This window comes from Stenotrophomonas sp. As-7, assembly GCF_030291015.1.
GTDB lineage: Bacteria > Pseudomonadota > Gammaproteobacteria > Xanthomonadales > Xanthomonadaceae > Stenotrophomonas > Stenotrophomonas lactitubi.
On record NZ_CP127405.1, the window covers coordinates 15,875 to 40,068 of the forward strand.

At 65.9% G+C, this 24,194-nt stretch carries 20 protein-coding genes; 11 read left to right on the forward strand and 9 right to left on the reverse strand.

Annotated features, from left to right (window positions below; all coding sequences use genetic code 11):
• Positions 1-126: 126 nt before the first annotated feature.
• The 5 genes from QP457_RS00080 to QP457_RS00100 all read left to right on the forward strand — a co-directional run bounded on the left by QP457_RS00080 (position 127) and on the right by QP457_RS00100 (position 3,139).
• Complete coding sequence (locus tag QP457_RS00080; protein WP_205404616.1) at positions 127-1,239, forward strand: PA0069 family radical SAM protein; 1,113 nt, start codon at positions 127-129, stop codon at positions 1,237-1,239.
• 139 nt (positions 1,240-1,378) lie between these two features.
• Positions 1,379-1,987 (forward strand): hypothetical protein, encoded by a 609-nt coding sequence (locus QP457_RS00085; protein ID WP_205404617.1) that lies wholly within the window; start codon positions 1,379-1,381, stop codon positions 1,985-1,987.
• 21 nt (positions 1,988-2,008) lie between these two features.
• Positions 2,009-2,605, forward strand: a complete 597-nt coding sequence (locus tag QP457_RS00090; protein ID WP_240196454.1) for a hypothetical protein — start codon at positions 2,009-2,011, stop codon at positions 2,603-2,605.
• 18 nt (positions 2,606-2,623) lie between these two features.
• Positions 2,624-2,947, forward strand: coding sequence for a hypothetical protein (locus QP457_RS00095; RefSeq protein WP_205404618.1), 324 nt, complete (start codon positions 2,624-2,626; stop codon positions 2,945-2,947).
• 9 nt (positions 2,948-2,956) lie between these two features.
• Entirely contained in the window at positions 2,957-3,139 is a 183-nt protein-coding gene (locus QP457_RS00100) for a hypothetical protein (protein ID WP_240196455.1), read from the forward strand.
• Positions 3,140-3,940: 801 nt separating this feature from the next.
• On the opposite strand, the gene QP457_RS00105 is transcribed toward QP457_RS00100, so the two are convergent.
• From QP457_RS00105 to QP457_RS00115, 3 genes are all read right to left on the reverse strand, one after another.
• Positions 3,941-4,651 carry a 2OG-Fe(II) oxygenase gene (locus QP457_RS00105; RefSeq protein WP_205404620.1) on the reverse strand — a complete coding sequence of 237 codons (711 nt, stop codon included), beginning with the start codon at positions 4,649-4,651 and terminating at the stop codon, positions 3,941-3,943.
• 108 nt (positions 4,652-4,759) lie between these two features.
• Positions 4,760-5,776 (reverse strand): class 1 fructose-bisphosphatase, encoded by a 1,017-nt coding sequence (locus QP457_RS00110; RefSeq protein ID WP_205404621.1) that lies wholly within the window; start codon positions 5,774-5,776, stop codon positions 4,760-4,762.
• A 276-nt stretch (positions 5,777-6,052) separates the two neighbouring features.
• A complete protein-coding gene (locus QP457_RS00115; protein WP_205404622.1) occupies positions 6,053-7,255 on the reverse strand; it encodes an amino acid aminotransferase in 1,203 nt (400 codons plus the stop codon).
• A gap of 171 nt (positions 7,256-7,426) precedes the next feature.
• Here QP457_RS00115 and QP457_RS00120 point away from each other — a divergent pair, with 171 nt between their 5' ends.
• The gene (locus QP457_RS00120; protein ID WP_205404623.1) at positions 7,427-9,544 is read left to right on the forward strand and encodes a TonB-dependent receptor; all 2,118 of its coding nucleotides are present in this window, start codon (positions 7,427-7,429) and stop codon (positions 9,542-9,544) included.
• 76 nt (positions 9,545-9,620) lie between these two features.
• Here QP457_RS00120 and QP457_RS00125 read toward each other — a convergent pair whose 3' ends face one another.
• Entirely contained in the window at positions 9,621-9,947 is a 327-nt protein-coding gene (locus QP457_RS00125) for a hypothetical protein (protein ID WP_089241889.1), read from the reverse strand.
• Positions 9,948-10,088: 141 nt separating this feature from the next.
• Between QP457_RS00125 and QP457_RS00130 the strand changes: the two genes are divergently transcribed.
• From QP457_RS00130 to ligD, 3 genes are all read left to right on the forward strand, one after another.
• Positions 10,089-10,487 (forward strand): hypothetical protein, encoded by a 399-nt coding sequence (locus QP457_RS00130; protein WP_205404624.1) that lies wholly within the window; start codon positions 10,089-10,091, stop codon positions 10,485-10,487.
• Positions 10,488-10,633: 146 nt separating this feature from the next.
• Entirely contained in the window at positions 10,634-11,563 is a 930-nt protein-coding gene (locus QP457_RS00135; RefSeq protein WP_205404625.1) for a Ku protein, read from the forward strand.
• A gap of 3 nt (positions 11,564-11,566) precedes the next feature.
• Positions 11,567-14,044 (forward strand): DNA ligase D, encoded by a 2,478-nt coding sequence (gene ligD / locus QP457_RS00140; RefSeq protein ID WP_205404626.1) that lies wholly within the window; start codon positions 11,567-11,569, stop codon positions 14,042-14,044.
• A 71-nt stretch (positions 14,045-14,115) separates the two neighbouring features.
• Here the strand turns inward: ligD and QP457_RS00145 are convergent, their stop codons facing one another.
• The 3 genes from QP457_RS00145 to adh form a co-directional block, all read right to left on the reverse strand.
• Positions 14,116-14,505 (reverse strand): hypothetical protein, encoded by a 390-nt coding sequence (locus QP457_RS00145; protein WP_205404627.1) that lies wholly within the window; start codon positions 14,503-14,505, stop codon positions 14,116-14,118.
• A 104-nt stretch (positions 14,506-14,609) separates the two neighbouring features.
• On the reverse strand, positions 14,610-15,638 hold the full coding sequence (gene adhP, locus QP457_RS00150; protein WP_180164743.1) for an alcohol dehydrogenase AdhP: 1,029 nt from the start codon (positions 15,636-15,638) through the stop codon (positions 14,610-14,612).
• Between the two features lie 80 nt (positions 15,639-15,718).
• The gene (adh, locus tag QP457_RS00155) at positions 15,719-17,248 is read right to left on the reverse strand and encodes an aldehyde dehydrogenase (protein WP_205404628.1); all 1,530 of its coding nucleotides are present in this window, start codon (positions 17,246-17,248) and stop codon (positions 15,719-15,721) included.
• Positions 17,249-17,470: 222 nt separating this feature from the next.
• Here adh and QP457_RS00160 point away from each other — a divergent pair, with 222 nt between their 5' ends.
• Positions 17,471-19,321, forward strand: a complete 1,851-nt coding sequence (locus tag QP457_RS00160; RefSeq protein WP_286041001.1) for a sigma-54-dependent Fis family transcriptional regulator — start codon at positions 17,471-17,473, stop codon at positions 19,319-19,321.
• Positions 19,322-19,372: 51 nt separating this feature from the next.
• On the opposite strand, the gene eda is transcribed toward QP457_RS00160, so the two are convergent.
• Together eda and QP457_RS00170 are read right to left on the reverse strand one after the other, a co-directional pair.
• Complete coding sequence (gene eda, locus QP457_RS00165) at positions 19,373-20,011, reverse strand: bifunctional 4-hydroxy-2-oxoglutarate aldolase/2-dehydro-3-deoxy-phosphogluconate aldolase (RefSeq protein ID WP_180164739.1); 639 nt, start codon at positions 20,009-20,011, stop codon at positions 19,373-19,375.
• Positions 19,998-21,017 (reverse strand): sugar kinase, encoded by a 1,020-nt coding sequence (locus tag QP457_RS00170; protein WP_205404630.1) that lies wholly within the window; start codon positions 21,015-21,017, stop codon positions 19,998-20,000. The genes eda and QP457_RS00170 overlap by 14 nt, the downstream gene beginning before the upstream one ends.
• Before the next feature lie 285 nt (positions 21,018-21,302).
• Here QP457_RS00170 and QP457_RS00175 point away from each other — a divergent pair, with 285 nt between their 5' ends.
• Positions 21,303-24,065, forward strand: coding sequence for a TonB-dependent receptor (locus tag QP457_RS00175; protein ID WP_205404631.1), 2,763 nt, complete (start codon positions 21,303-21,305; stop codon positions 24,063-24,065).
• The last annotated feature ends 129 nt before the right edge of the window (positions 24,066-24,194 follow it).

Sequence of the window (24,194 nt, forward strand, 5' to 3'; positions counted from 1 at the left end):
GTGGACAAGTCTGGGGTCAACGTGCGGTCCCATGCGCCTCCGCGCCTACAGCTACGTGAATCCTGGCTGCTTGCGCTGCCTGTGGTTAGCAATAATACTAATACCCCGTAACGGCCGGAGGGCAACATGCAGCATCCCCCTCGCAACGCCCAGGCCGCCATCAAGGGCCGGGGTTCCACGTCCCATCTTGCGGGGCGTTTTGAAAGCACCGTCAGCGAGGCGGTGGACGATGGCTGGGCAGTGGACGAAAGCGAGGAGTTCCGCGCCCCGCGCCTGCGCACCGAAGTACGCGCGGAGACCGCTCGCAGCATCATCAGCCGCAACAACTCGCCGGACGTTGGCTTCAGCCAGTCGGTGAATCCGTATCGAGGCTGCGAGCACGGCTGCTCGTACTGCTTCGCGCGCCCCTCGCATGCCTATCTGAACCTGTCGCCCGGGCTCGACTTCGAGACCAAGCTGTTTGCCAAGACCAACGCGCCGCAGCTGCTGCGCAAGGAACTGTCGAAGCCGGGCTACGTGCCGCAACCGATCGCGCTGGGCATCAACACCGACGCGTACCAGCCGATCGAACGCAAGTTCAAGCTGACCCGTCAGCTGATCGAGGTGATGCTCGAAACCAAACACCCGTTCTCGCTGATCACCAAGAACGCGCTGGTCGAGCGCGACATCGATCTGCTCGCACCACTGGCGGCGGAGAACCTGGTCAGCGTGCATTTCTCGGTGACATCGCTGGATCCGCATCTGTCGGCGAAACTGGAGCCGCGTGCCTCGGCACCACATGCGCGCCTGCGTGCGATGAAGCGCCTGCATGAAGCGGGCATTCCCGTCGGTGTGATGGTGGCGCCGGTGATTCCCTGGATCAACGACAGCGAACTGGAAGCCGTTCTGGAGGCTGCGCATGATGCCGGCGCCAGTACTGCAGGCTACGTGCTGCTGCGCTTGCCGCTGGAAGTGGCGCCGTTGTTCCGCGATTGGCTGGATACCCACCATCCGGATCGTGCCGCGCATGTGATGAGCACGATCCAGCAGCTGCGTGGCGGCAAGGATTACGACAGCCAGTTCGGCACGCGCATGCGTGGCCAGGGCGTCTATGCGGAGCTGTTGAGCAACCGCTTCAAGCTGGCGCGCAAGCGCCTCGGGTTCAATGCGCAGAACAGCCACTGGCCGAAGCTGGATTGCAGCCGGTTCGAGAAGCCGTTGCCGCCGCGCAAGGATTCGCCGCAGGGAAGTCTGTTCTAGAACGCTGGACCGCTGCCTGACTTACCGGCAACAATCTGCGCTTGGCCGGATGGCCTGCAAACCATGGAAGGGTGCAGATGGATTACCTACGATCGGCGAGGGTGCGGTTCCGTCTGTTTGGCGATGAATCGATTCGTGCATGAAGCGCCTACATGCCTTCAGCCGTGGTGCGTTTCTGTTTGCCTGCGGCGCCGATGCAGAGGCTGCCCGTGCGTTTGTGGTTGAAGACGCTGCCATGCATGACCTCGCCTGCCTGACGGTCGAGCCGCGCCAGCGACTCTTTGCCTGTCACCAGATCGTTACCGGCAACAACCGTGTGATCGGGGTTCGACGATTCCGGTCTTCGTGGTGGACCGACCGTTCCACCTTCAGCAAGCTCACGGTCCAGCTCCCTGCTGATGCAAAGGCAGGAGACCGATTCGCCGCCGCAGGTGATCGCGTACGGATGTTCCATAGCAGTGGATCCAGTGCATTCGCCGGAAAGACCGGCTGCTACGGAGTTCCGGTCGCAGGGCAGATCACCGTGATTTCCACCGGAGATTCCGGCATCGAGATCCAGATTGACGCATCGTTCCGCTCCACAAGCCCACTGGAATGGCGCGATGAATGTGATGCACCGACCCAGCTATCAGAGCGCCTGAAAGCCTCGCCCCTGCAGATGCAGGACCTTGATGCATGGACGGGAGCACATGATCCCGACGCATCCCCTTTTGATCAGGCACATCCTGCCAGTCGCTCGCGTGACTGAATTCGAATCAGCGGTGTCTACATGATGAAACGCCTGTGCTGCCTTCCGGCCAGCGCTCTCCTTCTCTCCCTTGTGACCCTGCAGGTGCAGGCTCGCGCCATTCACGAATGCATCGCCGTTCCGCAGGCATCGATTGCCACTGATATGCCAGCCGGTCTGGACGAGTTCGAGCAACATCTGTGGACGGCAAATACAGGTCAGGTGGTGAGCAAGGGCACGGGCACGCTCCTTCTGCTGCGCCTCTTCTCGGAGTCGCCGGGCGTGATCGATTCCCAGCAGTTCACCAAGATCACCGGCAGCCTGAAGGGATACACACCTTCGTCCGAAGGGATGCCGGAGGTAGTGGATGCGCACTTGACCAGTGGCGGCGCAGGCTTCGCACACAAGGGAGACTACTGGCTGTCCCATTCTGCGGATGTTGAACTACACCAGCCGCACAAGGGCGATGGTCGGATCGAAGTCAAAGTGACGGCTGTCGGATGGAACAGCTATCGAAAAGAAGACCGTTCCTTCTATCTCCAGTTCACCTGCCAACTCAAGGAAATCCCCGTCGAGAAGCTCAGTGCCTGGCAAGGCGGCGACGGTAATCTCTGGCGATCCTTTGGTCCCACCCGATAGCCGGGTGGAACAGACCGTGTGCAACCACTTCTGCAACGACTGGCAATGCTGAAAATAGAAATTGATTCCCTCAGGTTCTACTCACGACTGGATGAGGATGCGTTCTCCTCCAGTTTGAGTGAAACATCAGGCGTGGTGTCCGTTGAAGGGTTTCTCAGAAAGATCAACGTCTCTGTTGATCCGTCGGCTGTGGATGAGGACCGTATGAGAGAGCCCATTTCCCTGTTCCAACGCTATGGAATTGACATGCGCCAGCTGCGGGAACTGGAGATGACAGAATTCAGGACATGGATGAGGAACAGATCTGCCTATTGGTTCAAGTCGATGTATCCGGATCAATGAGGGCATGAAATGAAGATCATCTACTGGCTTGGCATCGCGTTCTTGTGGATGCTCCCATTGAACGTCCTGCTGCTGACCGTCGGCAAGCTGATATCTGGCGAAGCGCTTGGAGAAGAAGAGCTTGTTGGCCTGGGTATCGCAGTGCTCGGTGCAGTAGCGGGCGGGATTCTCTATCATCGCCGTCCTCGGTAGCGTCGAGCTTGCTCGACTTCGCTGCAGGAAGCTTTTGTAGGTGGCATGGAAGGCCCGAAACTGCGCATGCGCGCGAAACATCCGTATTCTGTGGTAGTGCTGCAGTGGCAAGAGCGCAGAGAGGAACCTCCGGTAGTGCGTGCAAGAAGATCATGATGCCGCAGATGGCGGGATAGAGAGCGTAGGCGGCCAGTCGTCGAGCACTGGTCCATGCATTGCACACGGGGGAATGATGAAGATTGCACTTTGGGCACCTGTAGTCATATTTGCCCTGTTGTCATTGAGAGCAATGGTTTTTGTCGTCTATCAACGGGTAAGTGGGTCCCCCTTCGGGGAAGAGGAAATCATTGTCGCTGGGATCGGATTGGTCTGCGGCTGGATCGCCTGGGTAATGCGCAAGACCTTGATCAGACCATGGAGAAAGCAGTGACCCTGGTTCTGAGCCCGTGGTTTGGGGGCGAGCCCTGTCGGCACCGACCGGAACGAGGACGTCAGTTTCGGTCACACCGACCATCTTAGTTCGCCTGACCATGCGACCAACCTCGACAGCCCCGCGGGCTGGAAGGCCCACTGCAAGATGCGCGAGCTCAGCTATGAATTGAATGCCATCCGGAGGCCGCTGGGTCAGCTGGGCGCATGGGAAGGCGTGCCAGCATCTGGGGATTCTCTTATCAGCGAGGGCAGCCCGGGTAGTGGTCTGCCTTAGGAGATAGCACCACTGCTCGCACCACAGCACAGGATCTCGGGGGCCAGCTCCATGATCCGGACAAGGTGCTGGGAACCTCGAGTGACCAGTTTGCATCACCCTCCCCCAAACAACTTCTGCGCACTCTGGAACAGGATCCAGCTGGTGGCGATGAACTTGTCGCCGCCCTGCGGGCGGTTGCCGCGATGGGTATGGGTGAACGCAGTCGGTGCGATCAGCAGGCTGCCGGTACGCGGCGCGATCTTCCGGCCCTGGAACAGGAACTCGGTTTCACCTTCTTCGAAGTCGTCGTTGAGGTACAGCGTCCACAGCAGGTGGCGGTGCAGCGTGTCGGCCTGCGCATCCTTCGGGTACAGCTCGCAGTGCCAGTACGGGTAGCCACCCTCGCCCGCTGTGTACCACTGCAGGTTGATCGCGCCCGGGCGCAGGCAGGTGCGCGCCAGATCCGCGAGCTGCTCCGGTGCCATGTCGGGAAAATCCTCGGCCGACAGACGTCGCGGCTGGCCGTTGCTGTCCTGGATCTGCAACATCAGCGGCGCGATCAATGCCTGTGGATAACGGCGTAGATAAGTCTGCAGACCGGCAAAAACCGCCTGCTGCAGCTGCTGGTCCACATCCTGCCAGCCCTCCAGGCCGCTGATCCGCAGATCCTTGCTGTGCTTGAGTTCCGGGAACACGCCGCTGCCCACTGCACCGGGTTTAAGGCCCTGACTTGCACGCATGCGGGCGACGATCGCAGCGCACACGTCGCTGGGGACGGCGTTGTGGATGACCTCGATGAAATCGACAGGGCCCGGCTCGTGCATGCGTGCATTCCTTCGACGGCAAGGGCTTGATGGTGCCGTTTGCAGCCGCTGCTGTCACCCTGCGGTCATGTCATCAATCTGCCATGACCGCTGTAGGGATGGCCGCTGTCAGACGCTCTTCGCGTCATGCTCCTGGTGATAACGCACGGCCTCGGCGACCTCTTCGCGCGAACCGAGGAACACCGGCACGCGCTGGTGCAGCTGGTCGGGTTGCAGGTCGGTGATGCGCTCGCGACCGGTCCAGGCGGCACCGCCCGCCTGCTCCACCAGCAGGCCCATCGGGTTGGCTTCGTACATCAGGCGCAGCTTGCCGGCCTTGCCCGGTTCCTTCTTGTCCCACGGGTAGATGAAGATGCCGCCGCGGGTCAGGATGCGATGCACGTCGGCGACCATGCTGGCGATCCAGCGCATGTTGAAGTTCTTGCCGCGCGGGCCGTCCTTGCCGGCCAGCAGATCTTCCACATAGGCCTGCATCGGCGCTTCCCAATGGCGCTGGTTGGACATGTTGATGGCGAACTCCTGGGTGGCCGCCGGGATCTGCATGTTCTCGGTGGTCAGCAGGAACTCGCCGGTTTCGCGGTCGAGGGTGAAGGCGTGGGTACCGTGGCCGACGGTCAGCACCAGCTGCGTGCTGGGACCGTAGATGCAGTAGCCGGCGGCGATCTGCTTGCTGCCCGGCTGCAGGAAGGCGTCATCGCCAGGCAGTTCGACGTTGGTCGGGCAACGCAGCACCGAGAAGATGGTGCCGACGGAGACGTTGACGTCGATGTTGGAGCTGCCATCGAGGGGATCGAACAGCAGCAGGAAATCGCCGCGCGGGTAGATGTCCGGCACCGGCTGGCTGTGGTCCATTTCCTCCGATGCGCAGGCAGCGAGGTGACCGCCCCAGGCGTTGGCTTCCAGCAGGATCTCGTTGCTGATGACATCCAGCTTCTTCTGCGCTTCGCCCTGCACGTTGCCGGTGCCGGCTTCGCCGAGCACGCCACCGAGGGCGCCCTTGCTGACGGCGATGGAGATGCTGGTGCAGGCGCGGGCGACGACCGCGATCAGCTGGCGCAGGTCGGCGTTGATGCGGCCGGCGTGCTGCTGCTGGATCAGGAAGCGGGTCAACGAGGTACGGGACATGGGCGGGCAGGTCTCGGCAACGGGGAAACGCCTATTGTCGCTGGTCTGCCTTGCGCGTGGGTGAGCGGGGAAGGCGTAATCGTTTCCAGAGGCGTTGCGCTGCAGAAGCGGGGCGCTCTGCTTCTGTAGAGCCGAGCCCGCGCTCGGCTGCTCTTCGTCCGTCACGCCGCGCAAGCCGAGCGCAGGCTCGGCTCTACAGCAACCCTTGGCAAAACCAGGACCCAAAAACAAAGGCGCCTTGCGGCGCCTTTGTCTTCAAACCACTGGAGTGGTGCTTCAGCCCTTGGCGACGGTGGCCACGGCCTTGGCGACGTATTCCAGGTTGTTCTGGTTCAGCGCGGCCACGCAGATGCGGCCGGTGCCGACGGCGTAGATGCCGAACTCGTCGCGCAGGCGCTCGACCTGTTCGCGGCTCAGGCCGGAGTACGAGAACATGCCGGCCTGCTCGTTGATGAAGCCGAACTGCGGGGCACCGGCGGCGGCCAGCTTCTCGACCAGGCCCTGGCGCAGGGCGTGGATGCGCTCGCGCATCTCGGTCAGTTCCTGCTCCCACATCGCGCGCAGTTCCGGGTTGGTCAGCACGCCGGCAACCAGTGCAGCACCGTGCGTGGACGGGCTGGAGTAGATCGTGCGGATCACGCGCTTGACCTGCGACTGCACGGCCTTGGCGTCAGCGGCGGTCGGCGCCACCATCGACAGCGCACCCACGCGCTCGCCATACAGCGAGAACGACTTGGAGTACGAGTTGGCGACGATGAAGCTGTCGATGCCGGCCTCGGCGATGATGCGCACCGCGGCGCCGTCCTGCTCGATGCCCTTGTCGAAGCCCTGGTAGGCCATGTCGATGAAGGGGAACAGCTGGCGGTCCTTCAGCAGCTGCGCGACCTGCTTCCACTGGCTGACGGTGAGGTCGGCGCCGGTGGGGTTGTGGCAGCAGGCATGCAGCAGCACCACGGTGCCCGCTTCCAGCTTGCCCAGGTCGGCCAGCAGGCCGTCGAAGTTCACGCCATGGGTGGCCGGGTCGAAGTAGGTGTAATCGACCACCTCGAAACCAGCGGCGCTGAACACGGCGCGGTGGTTTTCCCAGCTCGGGTTGCTCAGCGCGATGGTGGCGTGCGGCAGCAGCTTTTTCAGCACGTCGGCGCCGACGCGCAGCGCACCGCTGCCACCGACGGTCTGTGCGGTGGTGACGCGGCCGGCGGCCAGCAGCGGCGAATCCTTGCCGAACACCAGCTCACGGGTAGCCTGGGTGTACGCCGGCAGGCCATCGATCGGCAGGTAGCCGCGCGGTTTGGCTTCGTTGGCGAGCTGCTGCTCGATCTGCTTGACGGCGCGCAGCAGCGGAATGCGGCCGCTCTCGTCGTAGTAGATGCCCACACCCAGGTTGACCTTGGTCGGGCGGCTGTCGGCGTTGTACGCCTCGGTCAGGCCCAGGATCGGGTCGCCTGGGACCAGTTCCACGTTTGCAAAGAAGGACACGGCGGTACTCGTTCGGTAGACGGAAAGGGGGAGGAATTGCGCCACGCGGCTTGCGGCTTTTCGGCCGGAAACAGCCCATCGTAACAAAGCCTGCCGGGGCTGGCCGCCGCCATCGTCATCCGCCTGCCCGTACCATGGCGTGCGTTGCCGCCCGATCCATCAACCTGAATCATGAATTCCGCCGCACGACGTCATTGCCTGCCGCTGTCCGCCCTGCTGCTGTCGCCTTTTTCGGTGGCGGCCGCGCCCTCGCCCACCTCACTGCCGGCGGTGCAGGTGCAGGCCGCGCGGGTGCCGGGCGTGGATCCCTTCGCCCTGCCCGCCAGCCTGGATACGGTGTGGATCGATGCCGACCGTAGCGGCCCCAACACGCAGCTGTCCGAGGCGCTGGGCGGGGTGCCGGGCCTGCTGGCCCGCGACCGGCAGAACTTCGCGCAGGACACCCAGCTGTCGATCCGTGGCTTCGGCGCCCGTTCGACCTTTGGCGTGCGCGGGGTGCGGGTGCTGATTGATGGGGTGCCGGCGACCATGCCCGACGGCCAGGGCCAGCTGTCGCACGCCAGCCTGCTCGGTGCCGAGCGCATCGAGGTGCTGCGTGGACCGTTCTCGGCGCTGTACGGCAACTCGTCCGGGGGCGTGCTGCAGGTGTGGAGCGCGCAGGGCCAGGCCGGTGACCCGTGGCGGCTGCGGGTGAATGCCGGTGCCGACAACACGCTCAGCGTCGGCGCGCAGCTGCGTGGGGCAGGCAAGGGCATCGATTACAACGTGGCCGCCAACCATTTCAGTACCGATGGCTGGCGTGACCATAGCCGTGCGCGCCGCGAATCGTTGAACGCGCGGCTGGGCACCGAGCTCGCTGGCGGCCGCCTGGAACTGCTGCTCAACGCGCTGCACGCGCCGAACGCGCAGGACCCGCTGGGGCTGACCCGCGCGCAGGTGACGGCCGACCCGCGCCAGGCCACGGCGGTGGCCCACCAGTACAACACCCGCAAATCGGTGCGCCAGCAGCAGGCCGGCCTGCGTTGGACACGGGAAGCCGGTGCGCAGCGCTGGCAGCTGATGGGCTATGCCGGGCAGCGCGCGGTGAGCCAGTACCTGCCGATTCCGCCCAGCGCACAGCGCAACAGCGAGCTACACGCCGGTGGCGTGATCGACCTGGATGGCGGTTACGGCGGGCTGGACGCGCGCTGGGGCTGGAACGGCGATCTGTGGGGGCGCCCGCTGGATCTGGTGGTGGGCGTGAATGCCGATCGCCAACGCCAGCACCGCACTGGCTACGAGAACTTCATCGGCAGCACCGTGGGCGTACGCGGGCGCCTGCGCCGCGACCAGATCGACATCGTGCAGAACGTGGACCAGTTCGCGCAGGCGTGGTGGCAATGGAGCCCGCGCTGGTCGCTGTTGGCCGGAGTGCGCCACAGCACGGTGCGCTTCGAATCGGATGATCGCTACATCGTCGGGCGCAACCCGGACGACAGCGGCCGCCGCCGCTACCAGGCCACCACGCCGGTGGCGGGTGTCAGCTTCGAGGCAAGCCCGCAGTGGCGCCTGCACGCGGCCGTGGGCCGTGGATTTGAAACCCCGACGTTCAACGAACTGGGTTACCGCGCCGACGGCCAGGCCGGGCTGGCGCTGGATCTGGCGGCCGCCCGCAGCCGCAGCCTGGAAGTGGGCAGCAAGTGGCATGCGCAGGATGGAAGGCAGCTCGATGTGAGCGTGTTCCGCGCAGATACCGACGATGAGCTGGCCGTTGCCAGCAATACCAACGGTCGCAGCACGTACCGCAACATCAGCCGCACCCGCCGCCAAGGTGTGGAGCTGCAGTACCGGCAACCGATGGCCGAGCAGCTGGAGCTGCAGCTGGCCTGGACCTGGCTGCAGGCGCAGGTGCGCTCGCCCTACCTTGCCTGCGCGGCTAGCAACTGCGCAGTGCCCGATACCGTCGTTGCCGCCGGCAGCCGCCTGCCCGGCGTGCCCCGGCAGCAGGCGTATGCGCGCCTGCAGTGGTCGCCGGGGGACTGGCAGTGGGCGCTGGAAGCTGCCGCCAGCAGCGACGTGGTGGTGAACGACATCGCCACCGAGCGCGCGCCGGGATACGCACTGCTGAACCTGGAGGCCGGGCGCAGCTGGACGCTGCAGTCCGGTGACCTGCGCGCATTCGCGCGTATCGACAACGTGCTGGACCAGCGCTACATCGGCTCGGTGATCGTCAACGACGGCAACGGCCGGTTCTTTGAGCCCGGTCCGGACCGCCGTGCCAGCGTCGGCCTGCAGTGGTCATGGCGCTGAAGCAGTAGTGCCGGCCGCTGGCCGGCATCGCTCCGTGCAGGGGACAAGGTTGCCGGCCAGCGGCCGGCACTACCCGTCAATCGGGGGCCTTGGCTGGCACGAACGGTGAGGTCGGGTCGCTGGCCGGGAAGGTCTCTTCCAGCGCCTCGTCCTGGTTGTCGCTGGCGTGCTGCTTGCGCTCGCGCCGCTTCAGCGGGCTTTCCTGGCCACCGCGGTTGCGATCGCCACAGTCCTTGCGGTCCTGTGCGGCCTGCTCAGGCCGGCGCACGACCGGCAATGCACCCTCGTCGGGTGTCGACATGCCGGCGCCACGGTCCTCGGCGTCGGCCAGATCGTGTTTGCCGCGCTGCTCGCCCGGCTCGGGGGTGTGGTTCTCACGCAGGGGGTCACGGGTGGTGGTCATGGGGCATTCCTCCGGTAGGCCTCCACTACAGCGCGGACGAGGTAAAGCCACTGCGAACCCCGCGTCATGAACATCTTTGTCACGACTGGATAACGGCGGCGCGCGTATTCCTGCCCACCCGCCCTGCTGCAGGAGCCGGCCATGCCCCGTCTTGAACGCCCCGCCCCGTCCGTGTTCAACGCCTTGCTGGATCCGCTGGGCCAGCGCAGCGCGCAGCGCCGGACGCGCCGCATGGAGGATCCCCAAGCGGTGGCGCAGGATTACCTGCAGTACATGCTGAGCGACTACGAGGAACGCCGCGGACAGGGGCATCGCAACTGGCGCGATCTGTGCCCGGTGTATGCCTTCGCGCTGACCACCCATGCCGCCGACTGGCCGCGTGGAGGTGAGGCCGATACCAGTGGCGAACTGGCCGAGCACTGGGACCAGATGCGTGGACAGTCGCGCCTGAACTGGGCACAGGCGCAGCCGGTGGTGGAAGATGCCTGGCGCGCGCTGGACCACATCCCTGCCGCTGCGGTGAGGCCACTGCTGCAGTAGTGCCGGCCGCTGGCCGGCGGCTCGTTGAATCCTGAGGATGCCGGCCAGCGGCCGGCACTACCCGCACGGCGTGCACGTTGCCGACACGGTTGCTTCACGGTAGCCGGCCGAAGCTGGCTACCCCTGCTGAAACCCAGGTACGCATCATGGCCCGCCCGATCTGGACCGGTACGCTTTCCTTCGGCCTGCTCAACGTACCGGTCTCGCTGATGTCCGGTGAGCGCAAGGTCGACCTGCACTTCCGCATGCTCGATTCGCGCGACCGCAAACCGATCCGCTTTGAACGGGTCAACGCCGATACCGGCGAGGAAGTGCCGTGGAAGGACATCGTCAAAGCCTTCGAGTACGACAAGGGCAGCTACGTCGTGCTGGAGGAAGACGATATCCGTTCGGCGGCACCGGAAAGCCATGAAACGGTAGAGGTGGAAACCTTTGTCGACGCCAGCCAGATCGATCCGCGCTACTACGAGAAGCCCTATCTGCTGGTGCCGGGGAAAAAGGCCGAGAAAGGTTACGTGCTGCTGCGGGAAACGCTGCGCAGCACTGGCAAGGTCGGTATCGCACGGGTGGTGGTGCGCACGCGCGAGTACCTGTGCGCGGTGATGCCCAATGACGACGCACTGGTGCTGATGATCCTGCGTTATCCACAGGAACTGGTCGAGCCTGACGACTACACGCTGCCCAGTGGAAAGCTCGCCGATTACCGCATCACCAGCAAGGAAACGGCGATGGCCGAGCAGCTGATCGAGTCGATGGCCGGCGACTGGGATCCGTCGCAGTACCACGATGAATTCCGCGAACGCCTGCAGCAGGTGCTGAACAAGCGCATCAAGTCCAAGGGTGGCACCACCAAGGTGGAGGACGAGCCGGCACCGCGCGAGGACGCGAGCACCAACGTGGTGGACTTCATGGCATTGCTGCAGAAGAGCCTGGATGCCAACAAGCGCACGCCGGCAAAGAAGGCAGCAGCGCGCAAGGCACCGGCCAGGAAGACAGCGGCGAAGAAGGCACCGGCAAAAAAGGCCCCTGCGAAGAAGGCTGCAAAGAAGACCGCCGCGCGACGCAAGGCAGGTTGAGCCATGTCGTTGCATCAGTACCGGCGCAAGCGTCGGCTGGGCGGAGGCAGCGGGCAGACCCCCGAGCCGGATGAAGCGCCTGCACGGGGCAACCCGAAGCGACGGCCGATCTTCGTGGTTCAACTGCACCACGCCAGCAGCCGACACTACGATTTCCGCCTGGAAATGGATGGCGTGCTGAAGAGCTGGGCTGTGCCGAAGGGGCCGTCGCTGCGGGTGGGTGAGAAGCGTCTGGCGGTGGAGGTGGAAGACCACCCGCTGTCCTATGCCGGCTTCGAAGGCGATATTCCGGAAGGACACTACGGCGCCGGCCACGTCGATGTATTCGACCACGGCAGCTGGGCCTGCGAAGGCGATCCGCTGCAAGCGCTGGCGGCCGGCAAGATCGACTTCGTGTTGCATGGACAGCGCCTGGCCGGTAGCTGGAAGCTGGTGCGCACGGCGATGAAGGGCCGCCAGGTGCAGTGGCTGCTGATCAAGCGCGACGACGAGCAGGCACGGGATGCCGAAGCGGATGATCTGCTGCACGCACCGCCCCGGAAGCCTGCGAAGACCAACCGGGCCTCTACGAAGAAGGCGGCGCCAGCGCCGCGTACCGCACATCCACGCAAGGCCGATGCACGCTGGCATGCGCGCGCGCTGAAGCTGGATGGGGCGCGTGACAAGAGCTATCCGCGCCAGTTCAAACCACAGCTCACCGATCATCGCGACACCGCGCCCGATGGTGAGCGTTGGCTGCACGAGATCAAGTGGGATGGCTACCGGCTGCTGGCCGATCTGCACGAGGGCGAGGTAAAACTGCGCTCGCGCAATGGCCTGGACTGGACCGCGGATTTTCCCGAAGTGGTGCAGGCCGTACAGGCGCTGCCGGTACGCGATGCACGCCTGGATGGGGAACTGGTGGTGCTGGACGACAACGGCCGCAGCGATTTCGCCGCGCTGCAGCGGGTGATCGACGGCAGCTCGAAACAACCGCTGCGCTACATCGTGTTCGATCTGCCGGGCGTGGCCGGGGTCGACATCAGCCGCGCGCCGCTGCTGGAACGCAAGGCACTGCTGAAAGCGCTGATTGGCGATACGCCTGGCACGCTGGCTTTCAGCGAGCATGTCATCGACCACGGCCCGGCGGTGTTCGAGGCCAGCGGCAAGGCGGGCTTCGAAGGCATCGTCAGCAAGCAGGTCGACGCGCCCTACGTGAATACCCGTGCACGCAGCTGGGTGAAGGTGAAGCATGAGGACACCGATGAATTCCTGATCATCGGCCACACCGCGCCAAAGGGCTCGCGGGTGGGATTCGGTTCGCTGCTGCTGGCCACGCCGGACAAGGGCGGCCTGCGCTATGTCGGCCGGGTCGGTACCGGCTTCGACGACGAGAGCCTGCGCGCGCTGTCGGCGGCGCTGGCGCCGCTGGCGGTGAAGGCAGCGGTGCTGGAACTGCCGTCGCACGTGCCCTTCCGTGCGGCCAGCGTGCGCTGGGTGAAGCCGGTGACGGTGGCCGAGGTCGCGTTCCGTGGCTGGGGCAAGGAAGGATTGCTGCGCCAGGCCAGTTTCAAGCGACTGCGCAGTGACAAGCAGAAGGAGGACCTGGCGATGAGTGAAGCACCGGCCGATGACGGCGACGACGTTGCCATCACCCATCCCGAGCGCGTGGTGTTTGCGAAGAAGAAGCTCAGCAAGGGCGACGTCGCCGACTACTACCGGCAGATGGCACGCTGGATCCTGCCGGAAATCAGTGGACGACCGCTGTCACTGCTGCGCTGTCCCGATGGCGTAGGCAAGGCCTGCTTCTTCCAGAAGCACCACGGTCAGGGCCTGGGCGACGCCGTGCATGCAGTGCCGCTGCAGCAGAAGAGCGGGCGCGAGGACTACGTCTATATCGATGACGAACGCGGGCTGCTGCAATTGGTGCAGATGAACACCCTGGAGCTGCATCCCTGGGGGGCGACGGTGGCCGATCCCGAGCATCCCGACCGGCTGGTGTTCGATCTTGATCCGGGTGAGGGCGTGAGCTGGGCCGACGTGAAGCGCGGCGCGCGTGATGTGCGCGATCGTTTGCAGGAGACCGGCCTGCGGAGCTTCGTGCGGTTGTCCGGTGGCAAGGGCGTGCATGTGGTGGTGCCGCTGCTGCCCAAGGCGGACTGGGAGGACGCGAAAGCGTTCTGCGAGGCGTTCGCGCAGGCGATGGCCGAACAGGCGCCGGACCGCTACGTGGCGACGATGAGCAAGGCCAAGCGCAGCGGCGTGATCTTCATCGACTGGCTGCGCAATACACGCGGTGCGACAAGCGTGTGTTCGTGGTCGCTGCGTGCGCGCGAGAGCGCGGGCGTGGCGGTGCCGCTGCGCTGGGAAGAACTGGCGCGGGTCGGCGCTGCCGACGCGTTTCCGATGGATAAGGCGTTGGCACGGGCGAAGCGATTGAAAGCGGATCCGTGGCAGGGCATCGACGCGCTGAAGCAGACGCTGCCGACGTCGAAGCGGTAGTGCCGGCCGCTGGCCGGCAACTGCAGGATCATCGAGGTGGCCGGCCAGCGGCCGGCACTACCGGTATCCGCTCAGCGCGGATCGCGCGACGCGCGACGACCGAACCGCCAGCCGACCAGCAACTGCACCGGCAGCGAAACCAGCAGGCCGATGACGAACCACTGTGGGAAATCGCCCCCCATCATCCACAGGCCATAGCCCGCGCCGAGTACCAGCAACGACCAGATCGAGGTGCCATGCGCACGTGGCCAGCACGGTGCGTAGTAGGTGGCAAAGGCGATGGCGGCGATGCCGCCGAGCACGGTGAACGCCAGGTCCCAGCCGAGCTGCGCCTCGCTTCCCGGTGTCATGCCCAGCAGCGATGGCAGCCAGCCCGCAGCACTGCTGACCAGGGTCAGCGCGAGCAGCGCGCCGATCAGGGCGAGCAACGAGAGAAAGATGGTCTTGAGCGTGGCGGGCATGCGCGCATTGTACGGCCGCCAGGCTGCCCGGCGCTGCCGGTGGATCGGCATGGCCGCCGTGCCCGTGGGAGAGGGAAACGGGCACGGCGGCCATGCACAGGGGGTCAGGCAGCGAAGTCGATCACCACGCGGCCTTCGATGGTGCCGGCGTGCATGCGCGCGAACACCTCGTTGACGTTCTCCAGACGGTCGGTGCTGACCGTCGCCGCAACCTTGCCTTCGGCGGCGAACTGCAGCGATTCCTGCAGGTCCAGGCGGGTGCCGACGATCGAGCCGCGCACGGTGACGCCGTTGAGCACCATGCCGAAGATGTCCAGCGGGAAGTTGCCCGGTGGCAGGCCGTTGAGCGAGACCGTGCCGCCGCGACGGACCATCCCCAGCGCCTGTTCGAACGCCTTGGGCGACACCGCGGTGACCAGTGCACCATGCGCGCCGCCGATCTCCTTTTTCAGGAACGCGGCCGGATCGGTGGTGCGCGCGTTGACGGTGACCTGCGCGCCAAGGCGCTTGGCCAGCGCCAGCTTGGCGTCGTCCACGTCCACCGCAGCGACGTTCAGGCCCATCGCGCGGGCATACTGCACGGCCATGTGGCCGAGGCCGCCGATACCGGAAATGGCCACCCAATCACCGGGCTTGGTGTCGGTGACCTTCAGGCCCTTGTACACGGTGACGCCCGCGCACAGCACCGGCGCGATCTCGACAAAGCCCACTTCCTTCGGAAGCAGGCCGACATAGTTGGCATCGGCCAGTGCGTACTCGGCGAAGCCGCCGTTGACCGAGTAGCCGGTATTGCGCTGCGTTTCGCACAGCGTTTCCCAGCCCCCCAGGCAGTGTTCGCAATGGCCACACGCCGAGTACAACCAGGGGATGCCGACCCTGTCACCTTCCTTGATGTGCCCTACCCCGCCTCCCACGGCCACGACGTGCCCCACGCCCTCGTGACCGGGGATGAACGGCGGGTTCGGTCTCACCGGCCAGTCGCCCTCGGCGGCGTGCAGGTCGGTGTGGCAGACGCCACAGGCCTCGATCTTGACCAGCACCTCGCCCGCCCCCGGGCGCGGTACCACGACTTCTTCGATGACCAGCGGCTTGCCGAACTCACGGACGACGGCGGCCTTCATGGTTCTGTTCATGCGTGCTTCTCCGTAGTGCGCTTGCAGACAGGATGGCGCCGGCCCCATGCCCGCGCCTTGATCCCGATCAATCCTCAGAATCAGAAGAAGCCGAGCTTCTTCGGTGCGTAGCTGACCAGCAGGTTCTTGGTCTGCTGGTAGTGGTCGAGCATCATCCGGTGGTTCTCGCGGCCGATGCCGGACTGCTTGTAGCCGCCGAACGCGGCGTGTGCCGGGTAGGCGTGATAGCAGTTGGTCCATACCCGTCCGGCCTGGATCGCGCGGCCTACCCGGTACAGGCGCGCGGCATCGCGGCTCCAGACGCCGGCACCCAGCCCGTACAGCGTGTCGTTGGCAATCTGCAATGCTTCTTCCTCGGTCTTGAACGTGGTCACCGACACCACCGGCCCGAAGATCTCCTCCTGGAACACGCGCATGCCGTTGTGGCCCTTGAACACGGTCGGCTGCACATAGAAGCCGCCGGCCAGATCACCGCCGAGCGCGGCTCTGTCACCGCCGATCAGCACTTCGGCGCCTTCCTCGCGGCCGATGGCGATGTAGGAAAGGATCTTCTCGAGCTGTTCGCCCGATGCCTGCGCACCCACCATGGTGTTCGGGTCCAGCGGATTGCCCTGCCGGATCGCCGCCACGCGTTCGAGCACGCGTTGCATGAAGCGTTCGTAGATCGATTCCTGTACCAGCGCGCGCGACGGGCAGGTGCAGACCTCGCCTTGGTTGAAGGCGAACATGACGAAACCTTCCACCGCCTTGTCGAGGAAATCATCGTCCTCGGCCATCACGTCGGCGAAGAACAGGTTCGGCGATTTGCCACCCAGTTCCAGCGTCACCGGAATCAGGTTCTGGCTGGCGTACTGCATGATCAGGCGGCCGGTGGAGGTCTCGCCGGTGAAGGCGATCTTGGCGATGCGCGGGCTGCTGGCCAGCGGCTTGCCCGCCTCCAGGCCGAAGCCGTTGACCACGTTGAGCACACCGGGCGGCAGCAGGTCGCCGATCACTTCCATCAGCACCAGGATCGACGCCGGCGTCTGCTCCGCGGGCTTGAGCACCACGCAGTTGCCCGCGGCCAGTGCTGGCGCCAGCTTCCAGGCGGCCATCAGCAGCGGGAAGTTCCACGGAATGATCTGCCCGACCACGCCCAGCGGTTCGTGGAAATGGTAGGCCACGGTGTCGTCGTCGATCTGCGACAGGCTGCCTTCCTGCGCGCGCAGGCAACCGGCGAAGTAGCGGAAGTGGTCGGCCATCAGCGGCACGTCGGCGTTGAGCGTCTCGCGGATCGGCTTGCCGTTGTCCCAGGTCTCGGCGTGGGCCAGCAGTTCCAGGTTCTGTTCGATGCGATCGGCGATGCGGTTGAGCAGCAGTGCACGGTGGGCGGCCGATGTGCGGCCCCAGGCGTCCTTGGCGGCGTGCGCGGCATCGAGTGCGGCGTCGATGTCCTCGGCGTTGGAGCGGGCCACTTCAGTGAACACCTGGCCGTTCACCGGCGAGAGGTTGTCGAAGTACCGGCCGCTGAGCGGGGCGATCCATTCGCCACCGATGTAGTTGCCATAGCGCGGCTTGAACAGGGAGCGCGGATCGGTGGCATGCGGGCGGGTGGACGGTACGGCGTTCATGGCGGCTCCTGTGGTGGGCGTGGTGCATCCACAGGCGCAAGGACGATGCCAACCCTGGCCTGCTGCGCTGCATCACGCCTTCATCGCCCGGCCATCGGTCATCGTGTCGCGCAGGCTGCCGCAGTGCAGCAGGCGTGGCCGTTGCAGGCCGGCGCGGGGTGTGCTGTTAATCGGGACAGGTCCCGCAACAACTGTCGCAATGTGCGACACAGGAGGCTGTCGGTGTCCCCGCTTGCTCCCGATCCCCGCCTGGGCAGTGCCCGGCGCAGTTTCTTCGAGCGCGGCGCTGCTCCCGTCGGCGCGGTGCCCGAGGCGATCCTGCATTCCTGGCAACGCTGCCAGCGGCATGGCCTGCTGGTGGATGCGCAGCCGGCCGCCGAACCACTGACCGACCACCGCCTGCGCGAACTGCGCCAGCGCCGCGAGCGCCTGTGGCGACAGGCGCGCCCGGAGCTGGATGGACTGGCGGCGGAAATGACCCACAGCGGCAGCATCGTGCTGCTGACCGATGAAGACGGCTGGATCCTCGATGCCGAAGGCAGCACCGGTTTCCTCGACAAGGCCGGTCGTGTCGCGCTGATGCCGGGCATGCGCTGGGACGAAGGCACGGTCGGCACCAACGCGATCGGCACCGCGCTGGTCGACGGACGCGCGCTGCAGGTGCGTGGCGGCGAGCACTACTTCGCCCCGCACGGCATCCTCACCTGTTCGGCGGTGCCGATCCTCGATCCCTACGGGCAGTGCCTGGGTGTGCTCGATGTTTCGGGCGACGCGCGGCTGCCACACGTGCACGCGCTGGCGCTGGTGCGGCAGGCAGTGGCACAGATCGAGCACCGCGGTTTCGCCGACGGCCTGGCCGACTGCGAGCTGCTGCGCCTGCATCATCAACCCGCGCTGCTCGGCAGTGCGCGCGAGGGTGTGCTCGGCTTCCGCGGCGGTCGCCTGGTCGCAGCCAATCGTGCCGGGCTGGCGCTGTTCGGGCTCGATCGGCAGGACATCGGCCGCACGCCCTATGAGGCGCTGTTTGAACAACCGCTGTCGCGGCTGGCCGATGACGGCGTGCTGCTTGATCGCCAGGGACGTCGTCTGTATGGCGTGCGCGAAGCACGCGCGTCGCGACGCAGTGTGGCCACGCCGGTGGCGACCGCGCAGGCGCCGGCCCAGGCGCAGGGTCCACTGTTCGATGCCGTGCAGCAACAGCAACTGGCCACCGCCGGGCGTGTGCTGCAGGCCGGGTTGCCGGTGCTGCTGCAGGGCGAGACCGGCACCGGCAAGGAAGTCTTCGCGCGTGAACTGCATACGCGCAGCGCGCGTGCCGGTAAGCCCTTCGTCGCGGTGAACTGCGCGGCGTTGCCGGAAGGCCTGATCGAAGCAGAACTGTTCGGCTACGAGGACGGTGCCTTCACCGGTGCGCGCCGCCAGGGCAGCCCGGGCCTGCTGCGGCAGGCCGAGGGCGGTACGTTGTTCCTCGATGAGATCGGCGACATGCCGCTGGCGCTGCAACCGCGTCTGCTGCGCGTGCTGCAGGAACGCGAGCTGTCACCGCTGGGCGGTGGCAAGCCGGTGAAACTGGATTTCGCGCTGGTCTGCGCCAGTCACTGCGAACTGCCGCAGGCGGTGGACGCAGGCCGCTTCCGTGCGGATCTGTATTACCGCATCGCCGACCACGTGGTGACCCTGGCAGCGCTGCGGCAACATCCCGATCGCGGTGCCGTGGTGGATGCGCTGTGGCAGCAGCTGGGACACGGCCATGTGTTGTCTGCGCAGACGCGGGCGGCACTGGTGGCCCATGCCTGGCCCGGCAACCTGCGCCAGCTGAGCGCCTGCCTGCGCACGCTGGCCGCCCTGGCTGAGCCGGGTCAAGCGGTGGATCCGCAGCTGCTGCCGGCGGACGTACGTGCTGGCACGACGGCCGCGCCAGCACTGCCTGCCAGCGGTGCGCTGGAGGAGATCGCCGAGGCGGCCATGCGCCAGGCGCTGGCTGATTGCCAGGGCAACGTCAGCGCGGCGGCCAAGCGGCTGGGGATCAATCGCAGCACCCTGTACCGGCGGCTGGGTGCGCCACGTGGTTGAGGGAATCCGGTAGCGCCGGGTCTGTGCCCGGCTCCACCAGCGGCCGAACGGTCAGCTGGCCAGCACCGCGGCCTCGCGCGCCAGGCGCTCGACACTGTCCCAGTCGCGGGTCTGCATCAGCGCGGCGGTGGTCAGCCAGGAGCCGCCCACGCACAGCACGTTGGGCAGGTGCAGGAACTGGCTGGCGGTCTGCGCGCTGATGCCGCCGGTCGGGCAGAAGCGCACATCAGCGAACGGGCCGTGCCACGCCGACAGCATCGCGGCCCCCCCGGCCTGCACGGCGGGGAAGAACTTGAAGGTATCCAGGCCATGCTCCAGGCCGACGATCAGCTCCGAACCGGTGGCCACACCCGGCAGGTAGGGCAGATCGGCATCGCGCGCGGCGGCGTACAGCCGTGGCGTCGCCCCGGGTGATACCGCGAAGCGGCCGCCGGCTTCCTTCACGGCCTGCATCTGCGCGGCATCGAGCACGGTGCCAGCACCGATCACCGCATCCGGCACCGCTTCGACCATGGCCTTGATGGCCTCCAGCGCACGCGGCGTGCGCAGGGTCACCTCGATCACCGGCAGGCCACCACGGAACAGCGCATGCGCGACCTGCACCGCATCGTCGATGTCATCGGGGGTGAACACCGGAATCACCGGTGCCAGTTTCAGTACCGCACGAACGCGTGGATCAGCGCCGGACATCGAATCGCTCCTCGCCCATCAGGGCCAACACATCAGCTTCGCTGACGGGATTGAAATCGCCGGGAATGGAGTGCTTCAGGCCCCCGGCGGCCAGGCCGAAGCGCACGGTGGCGTCGGCATCGAAGGCGGACAGGATGCCATGCAGGATGCCTGCCGCGAAGGCATCACCGCCGCCGATGCGGTCGACGATGCCCTGCAGCTGGCGCACCGGCGCCTGTGCACGGGTGCCATCGCGGCCCAGCAGCAGCGCGCCCAGCGCATGGTGGTCCACGCTCAGCGTCTGTCGCTGGGTGCAGGCCAGCCACTGCAGCTGCGGGAATGCGTCGAATGCCGCTGCTGCCGCCGCTTCCACCCGCGCGACCACGTCGGCCTGTTCGAAACGCTGGCCGAGGATGACTTCAATATCGCGGTAGTCGGCCAAGACGAGGTCGGCCTGCGCGAACAGTTCGTGCAGGATCGCCTGCGCATCGCCGCCCCAACGTTGCCACAGCTTCGGCCGGAAGTTGCCATCGAAGGACACACGCACGCCCAGCGCACGGGCGGCGCGCGCTGCAGCCAGCGTGGCCTGGGCCACGTCCGGGCCCAGCGCCGGGCTGACCCCGGACAGGTGGAGCCACTGCGCGCCCTGCAGCAGCGCCGGCCAGTCGTAGTCGGCGGCAGTGCTGTTGGCGAATGCGGAATCGGCACGGTCGTAGACTACTTCACTGGCCCGCTGCACCGCGCCGGTGGTCAGGAAATACAGGCCCATGCGGCCCTCGGCATCTTCGCGCACGCCGCGCGTATCGACGCCATGCCGGCGCAGTTCGGCCAGCGCATGCGCGCCGAGCGCGTTGCCGGCGACGGTGCTGACCATGGCCACGTCATGTCCAAAGCGGGACAGCGAGACAGCCACGTTCGCCTCGGCGCCGCCGACGTGCACCTGCAGCTGCGGCGACTGCAGCAGCAGCTCGCGACCGGGCGCACCCAGGCGCAGCAGCAATTCCCCGAAACACACGATACGACCCATTTCTGCTCCTTCACGCGTGCCGCCAGCATGTGACACTGGGCGGCGTGGTTGTGGACCACGCGTGGGGCGTGGAATTGGCTAGCGGTGTCATTTCAATCCCGCCCGGCCTTGCCCTAAGCCTACCAAACTGTTGGAAGCATTGTCCTGCAAGCGTCTTGGAGACATTTCAGATCTGTTGCGGTGCAAGATGCCGGATCGGGAACGTGCTGTTAACGTCCGGCCTGACCAGCGGTGTCATCACGCTGAAACAGCCGCGATACCAGACCTTTGGGAGAGGGGAAAGGCATGCATTCTCGGAACCATGAAAAAAAGACACCGGTTACCTTGCTCGCGTTGGCCGTAGCACTGGCCCTGGCAGGCAACGCCGGCGCGCAGCAGCAGAGCGCCAACCCGAACGCCACCGACCTGGATACGGTCACCGTCACCGGCTACCGCGCCAGCGTGGAAAAGGCGCTGGACATCAAGCGCGGCGAAGCCGGCGTGGTCGATGCCATCGTTGCCGAGGACATCGGCAAGTTCCCCGACCTGAACCTGGCCGAGTCGCTGCAGCGCATCCCCGGCGTGGTCATCACCCGTGAGGCCGGCGAAGGCCGCAACATCTCGGTGCGTGGCCTCGGCCCGGAATTCACCCGTGTGCGCATCAACGGCATGGAAGCGCTGACCACCGTCGGCGCTGGTGACCAGAGCGGCGGCACCAACCGCGGCCGTGGCTTCGACTTCAACGTGTTCGCCTCGGACCTGTTCTCGCAGCTGCTGGTGCGCAAGACCGCCTCGGCCGATGTAGAGGAAGGCTCGCTGGGCGCCACCGTCGATCTGCGCACCGCGCGTCCGTTCGACTACGACGGCTTCACCTTCGCCGCCAGTGGCCAGGCCAGCTACAACGCGATGGCCGAGAAGGCCGACCCGCGCATCGCCGCGCTGGTCTCCAACACTTTCGCCGATGGCACCTTCGGCGCCTTGTTGTCGGTTGCCTATTCCGAGCGCCAGGCGCTGGAGGAAGGTTCCAACACCGGTCGCTGGGCCAACGGCCCGAGCAACGGCAACTTCGCCGCGTCCTCTCCGTTCGCCGCCGCGCGTGGCGCCAACGTGTTCCATCCGCGCTTCCCGCGCTACGTGCAGATGGAACACGAACAGAAGCGGCTGGGCGTGACCGGTTCGCTGCAGTGGAAGCCGAACGACGCCACCGAGATCTCGCTGGATGCGCTGTACTCGAAGATCGATGCGACGCGCGACGAGCACTACATCGAAGCGATTTCCTTCAGCCGCGGCGCCAATGCGAGCGCACGCCTGTCGGGCAAGCCGACCACCATCGTCAAGAATGGCGAGATCCGCGACAACGCGCTGCTCTACGGCGAATTCGACAACGTCGATATCCGCACGGAGAACCGCCACGACGAGTGGAGCACCGAGTTCAAGCAGATCGCGCTGAACGGCCAGCACCGCTTCGGCGATGACTTCACCCTGTCCGGCAAGCTCGGCATCTCGCGCTCCAAGCACGAGAACCCGGTGCAGACCACCGTCATCATGGACAAGTACGACGTCAAGGGTTACAGCTACGACTACCGTGGCAACAGCCGTGCGCCGGTGCTCAACTACGGCATCGACCCGACCAATCCCAACGGCTGGGAACTGGCCGAGATCCGCCTGCGTCCGCAGTACGTGGACAACGACTTCGACACCGGCCAGATCGATTTCAACTGGAATATCAGCCCGGGCTTCCGCCTGAAGGGCGGCGTGCTGGCCAAGGACTACACGTTCAAGACCGTCGAACTGCGCCGCGCCAGCGAACTGGCCGTGCCCAACTTCGCCGGCGGCAGCAAGATCGTGCCGGCGGACCTGACCGAGCAGGCCGGACTGAAGGGCATCAGCGGCAGTCCGTCGAACTGGGTCGTGCCGGACCTGGATGCGATCGCCGAACAGCTGGACATCTACAGCAACAGCGGCACCTTCGCCGTCGCCCCGCGCGCCAACAACGTGCGCAGCGTTGAAGAGAAGGACCGTGGCGCCTACCTGATGGGCGAGTTCTCCACCGAACTGGGCTCTTTGCCGTTGTCGGGCAATTTCGGCGTGCGCTACGTGCGTACCAAGCAGTCGTCCACCGGGCAGTCGACGCTGGCCAACGGCACTGTCGAAACCACGGTCAGCCGCACCTACGACGACACCCTGCCCTCGTTCAACCTGGTGGCTGAAGTCACTCCGGACTTCCTGATCCGGCTGGGTGCGGCCAAGGTGATGAGCCGTCCGGGGCTGGGCAGCCTGACGCCGGGCGCGACGGTCGCGGTGGCCGGTGGTGCACGCACCATCTCCAGTGGCAACCCGGTACTGGATCCGATCCGTGCGACCAATGTCGACCTCGGCTTCGAGTGGTACTTCGCCGAAGGCGCGATGGCCGGCATCGGCCTGTTCTACAAGGACATCGAGAGCTTCGTGCAGACCACCCGCGAAGTGCGCCCGTACAGCGACAGCGGCCTGCCGGCTTCGCTGCTGGTCGGCACCGGCGCCTCGGCCACCGATGACTTCACCTACAGCAAGCCGGTCAACACCCCGGGCGGCGAACTGCACGGCGTGGAAGCCAACTACACCCAGCCCTTTACCTTCCTGCCGGGCAAGTGGACGAACCTGGGCGTGCAGTTGAACTACACCTGGGTGGAATCGAAGATCCAGTACATCAACGCGGCCGGGCAGCCGGTGATGAAGACCGACCTGACCGGCCTGTCGAAGTCATCGTGGAACGCCACGCTGTTCTATGAAGGCGAGAAGTTCGCCGGGCGCATCTCGGCCACCAACCGCGATGACTACCTGACCCAGGCACCGGGCCAGGAGACCGGCTTCAACCTCGATGGCTACCACGGCATGACCGGTACCACGGTGTTCGATGCGTCCATCCGCTACAAGATCAGCGACAAGCTGGAACTGAGCCTGGAAGGCATCAACCTGACCAACGAAGCGTCCGACGAGTGGGTGTACTCGCCGCTGACCGGTCGCCTGCCGCTGCAGTACACCGAGACCGGCCGCCAGTACCTGCTGGGGCTGCGCTACAAGTTCTGAGCAACGCCGACGGCGTGCCACCCGGCACGCCGTCGTTCGCCACGACCGCTGCTGCGCCGCAAGGTGCCGTCGCGGCGTGGCCTTGCTACGGTCCGGCGGCCCTTGCCGGCCGTCGCCCGTTGAAAGGAA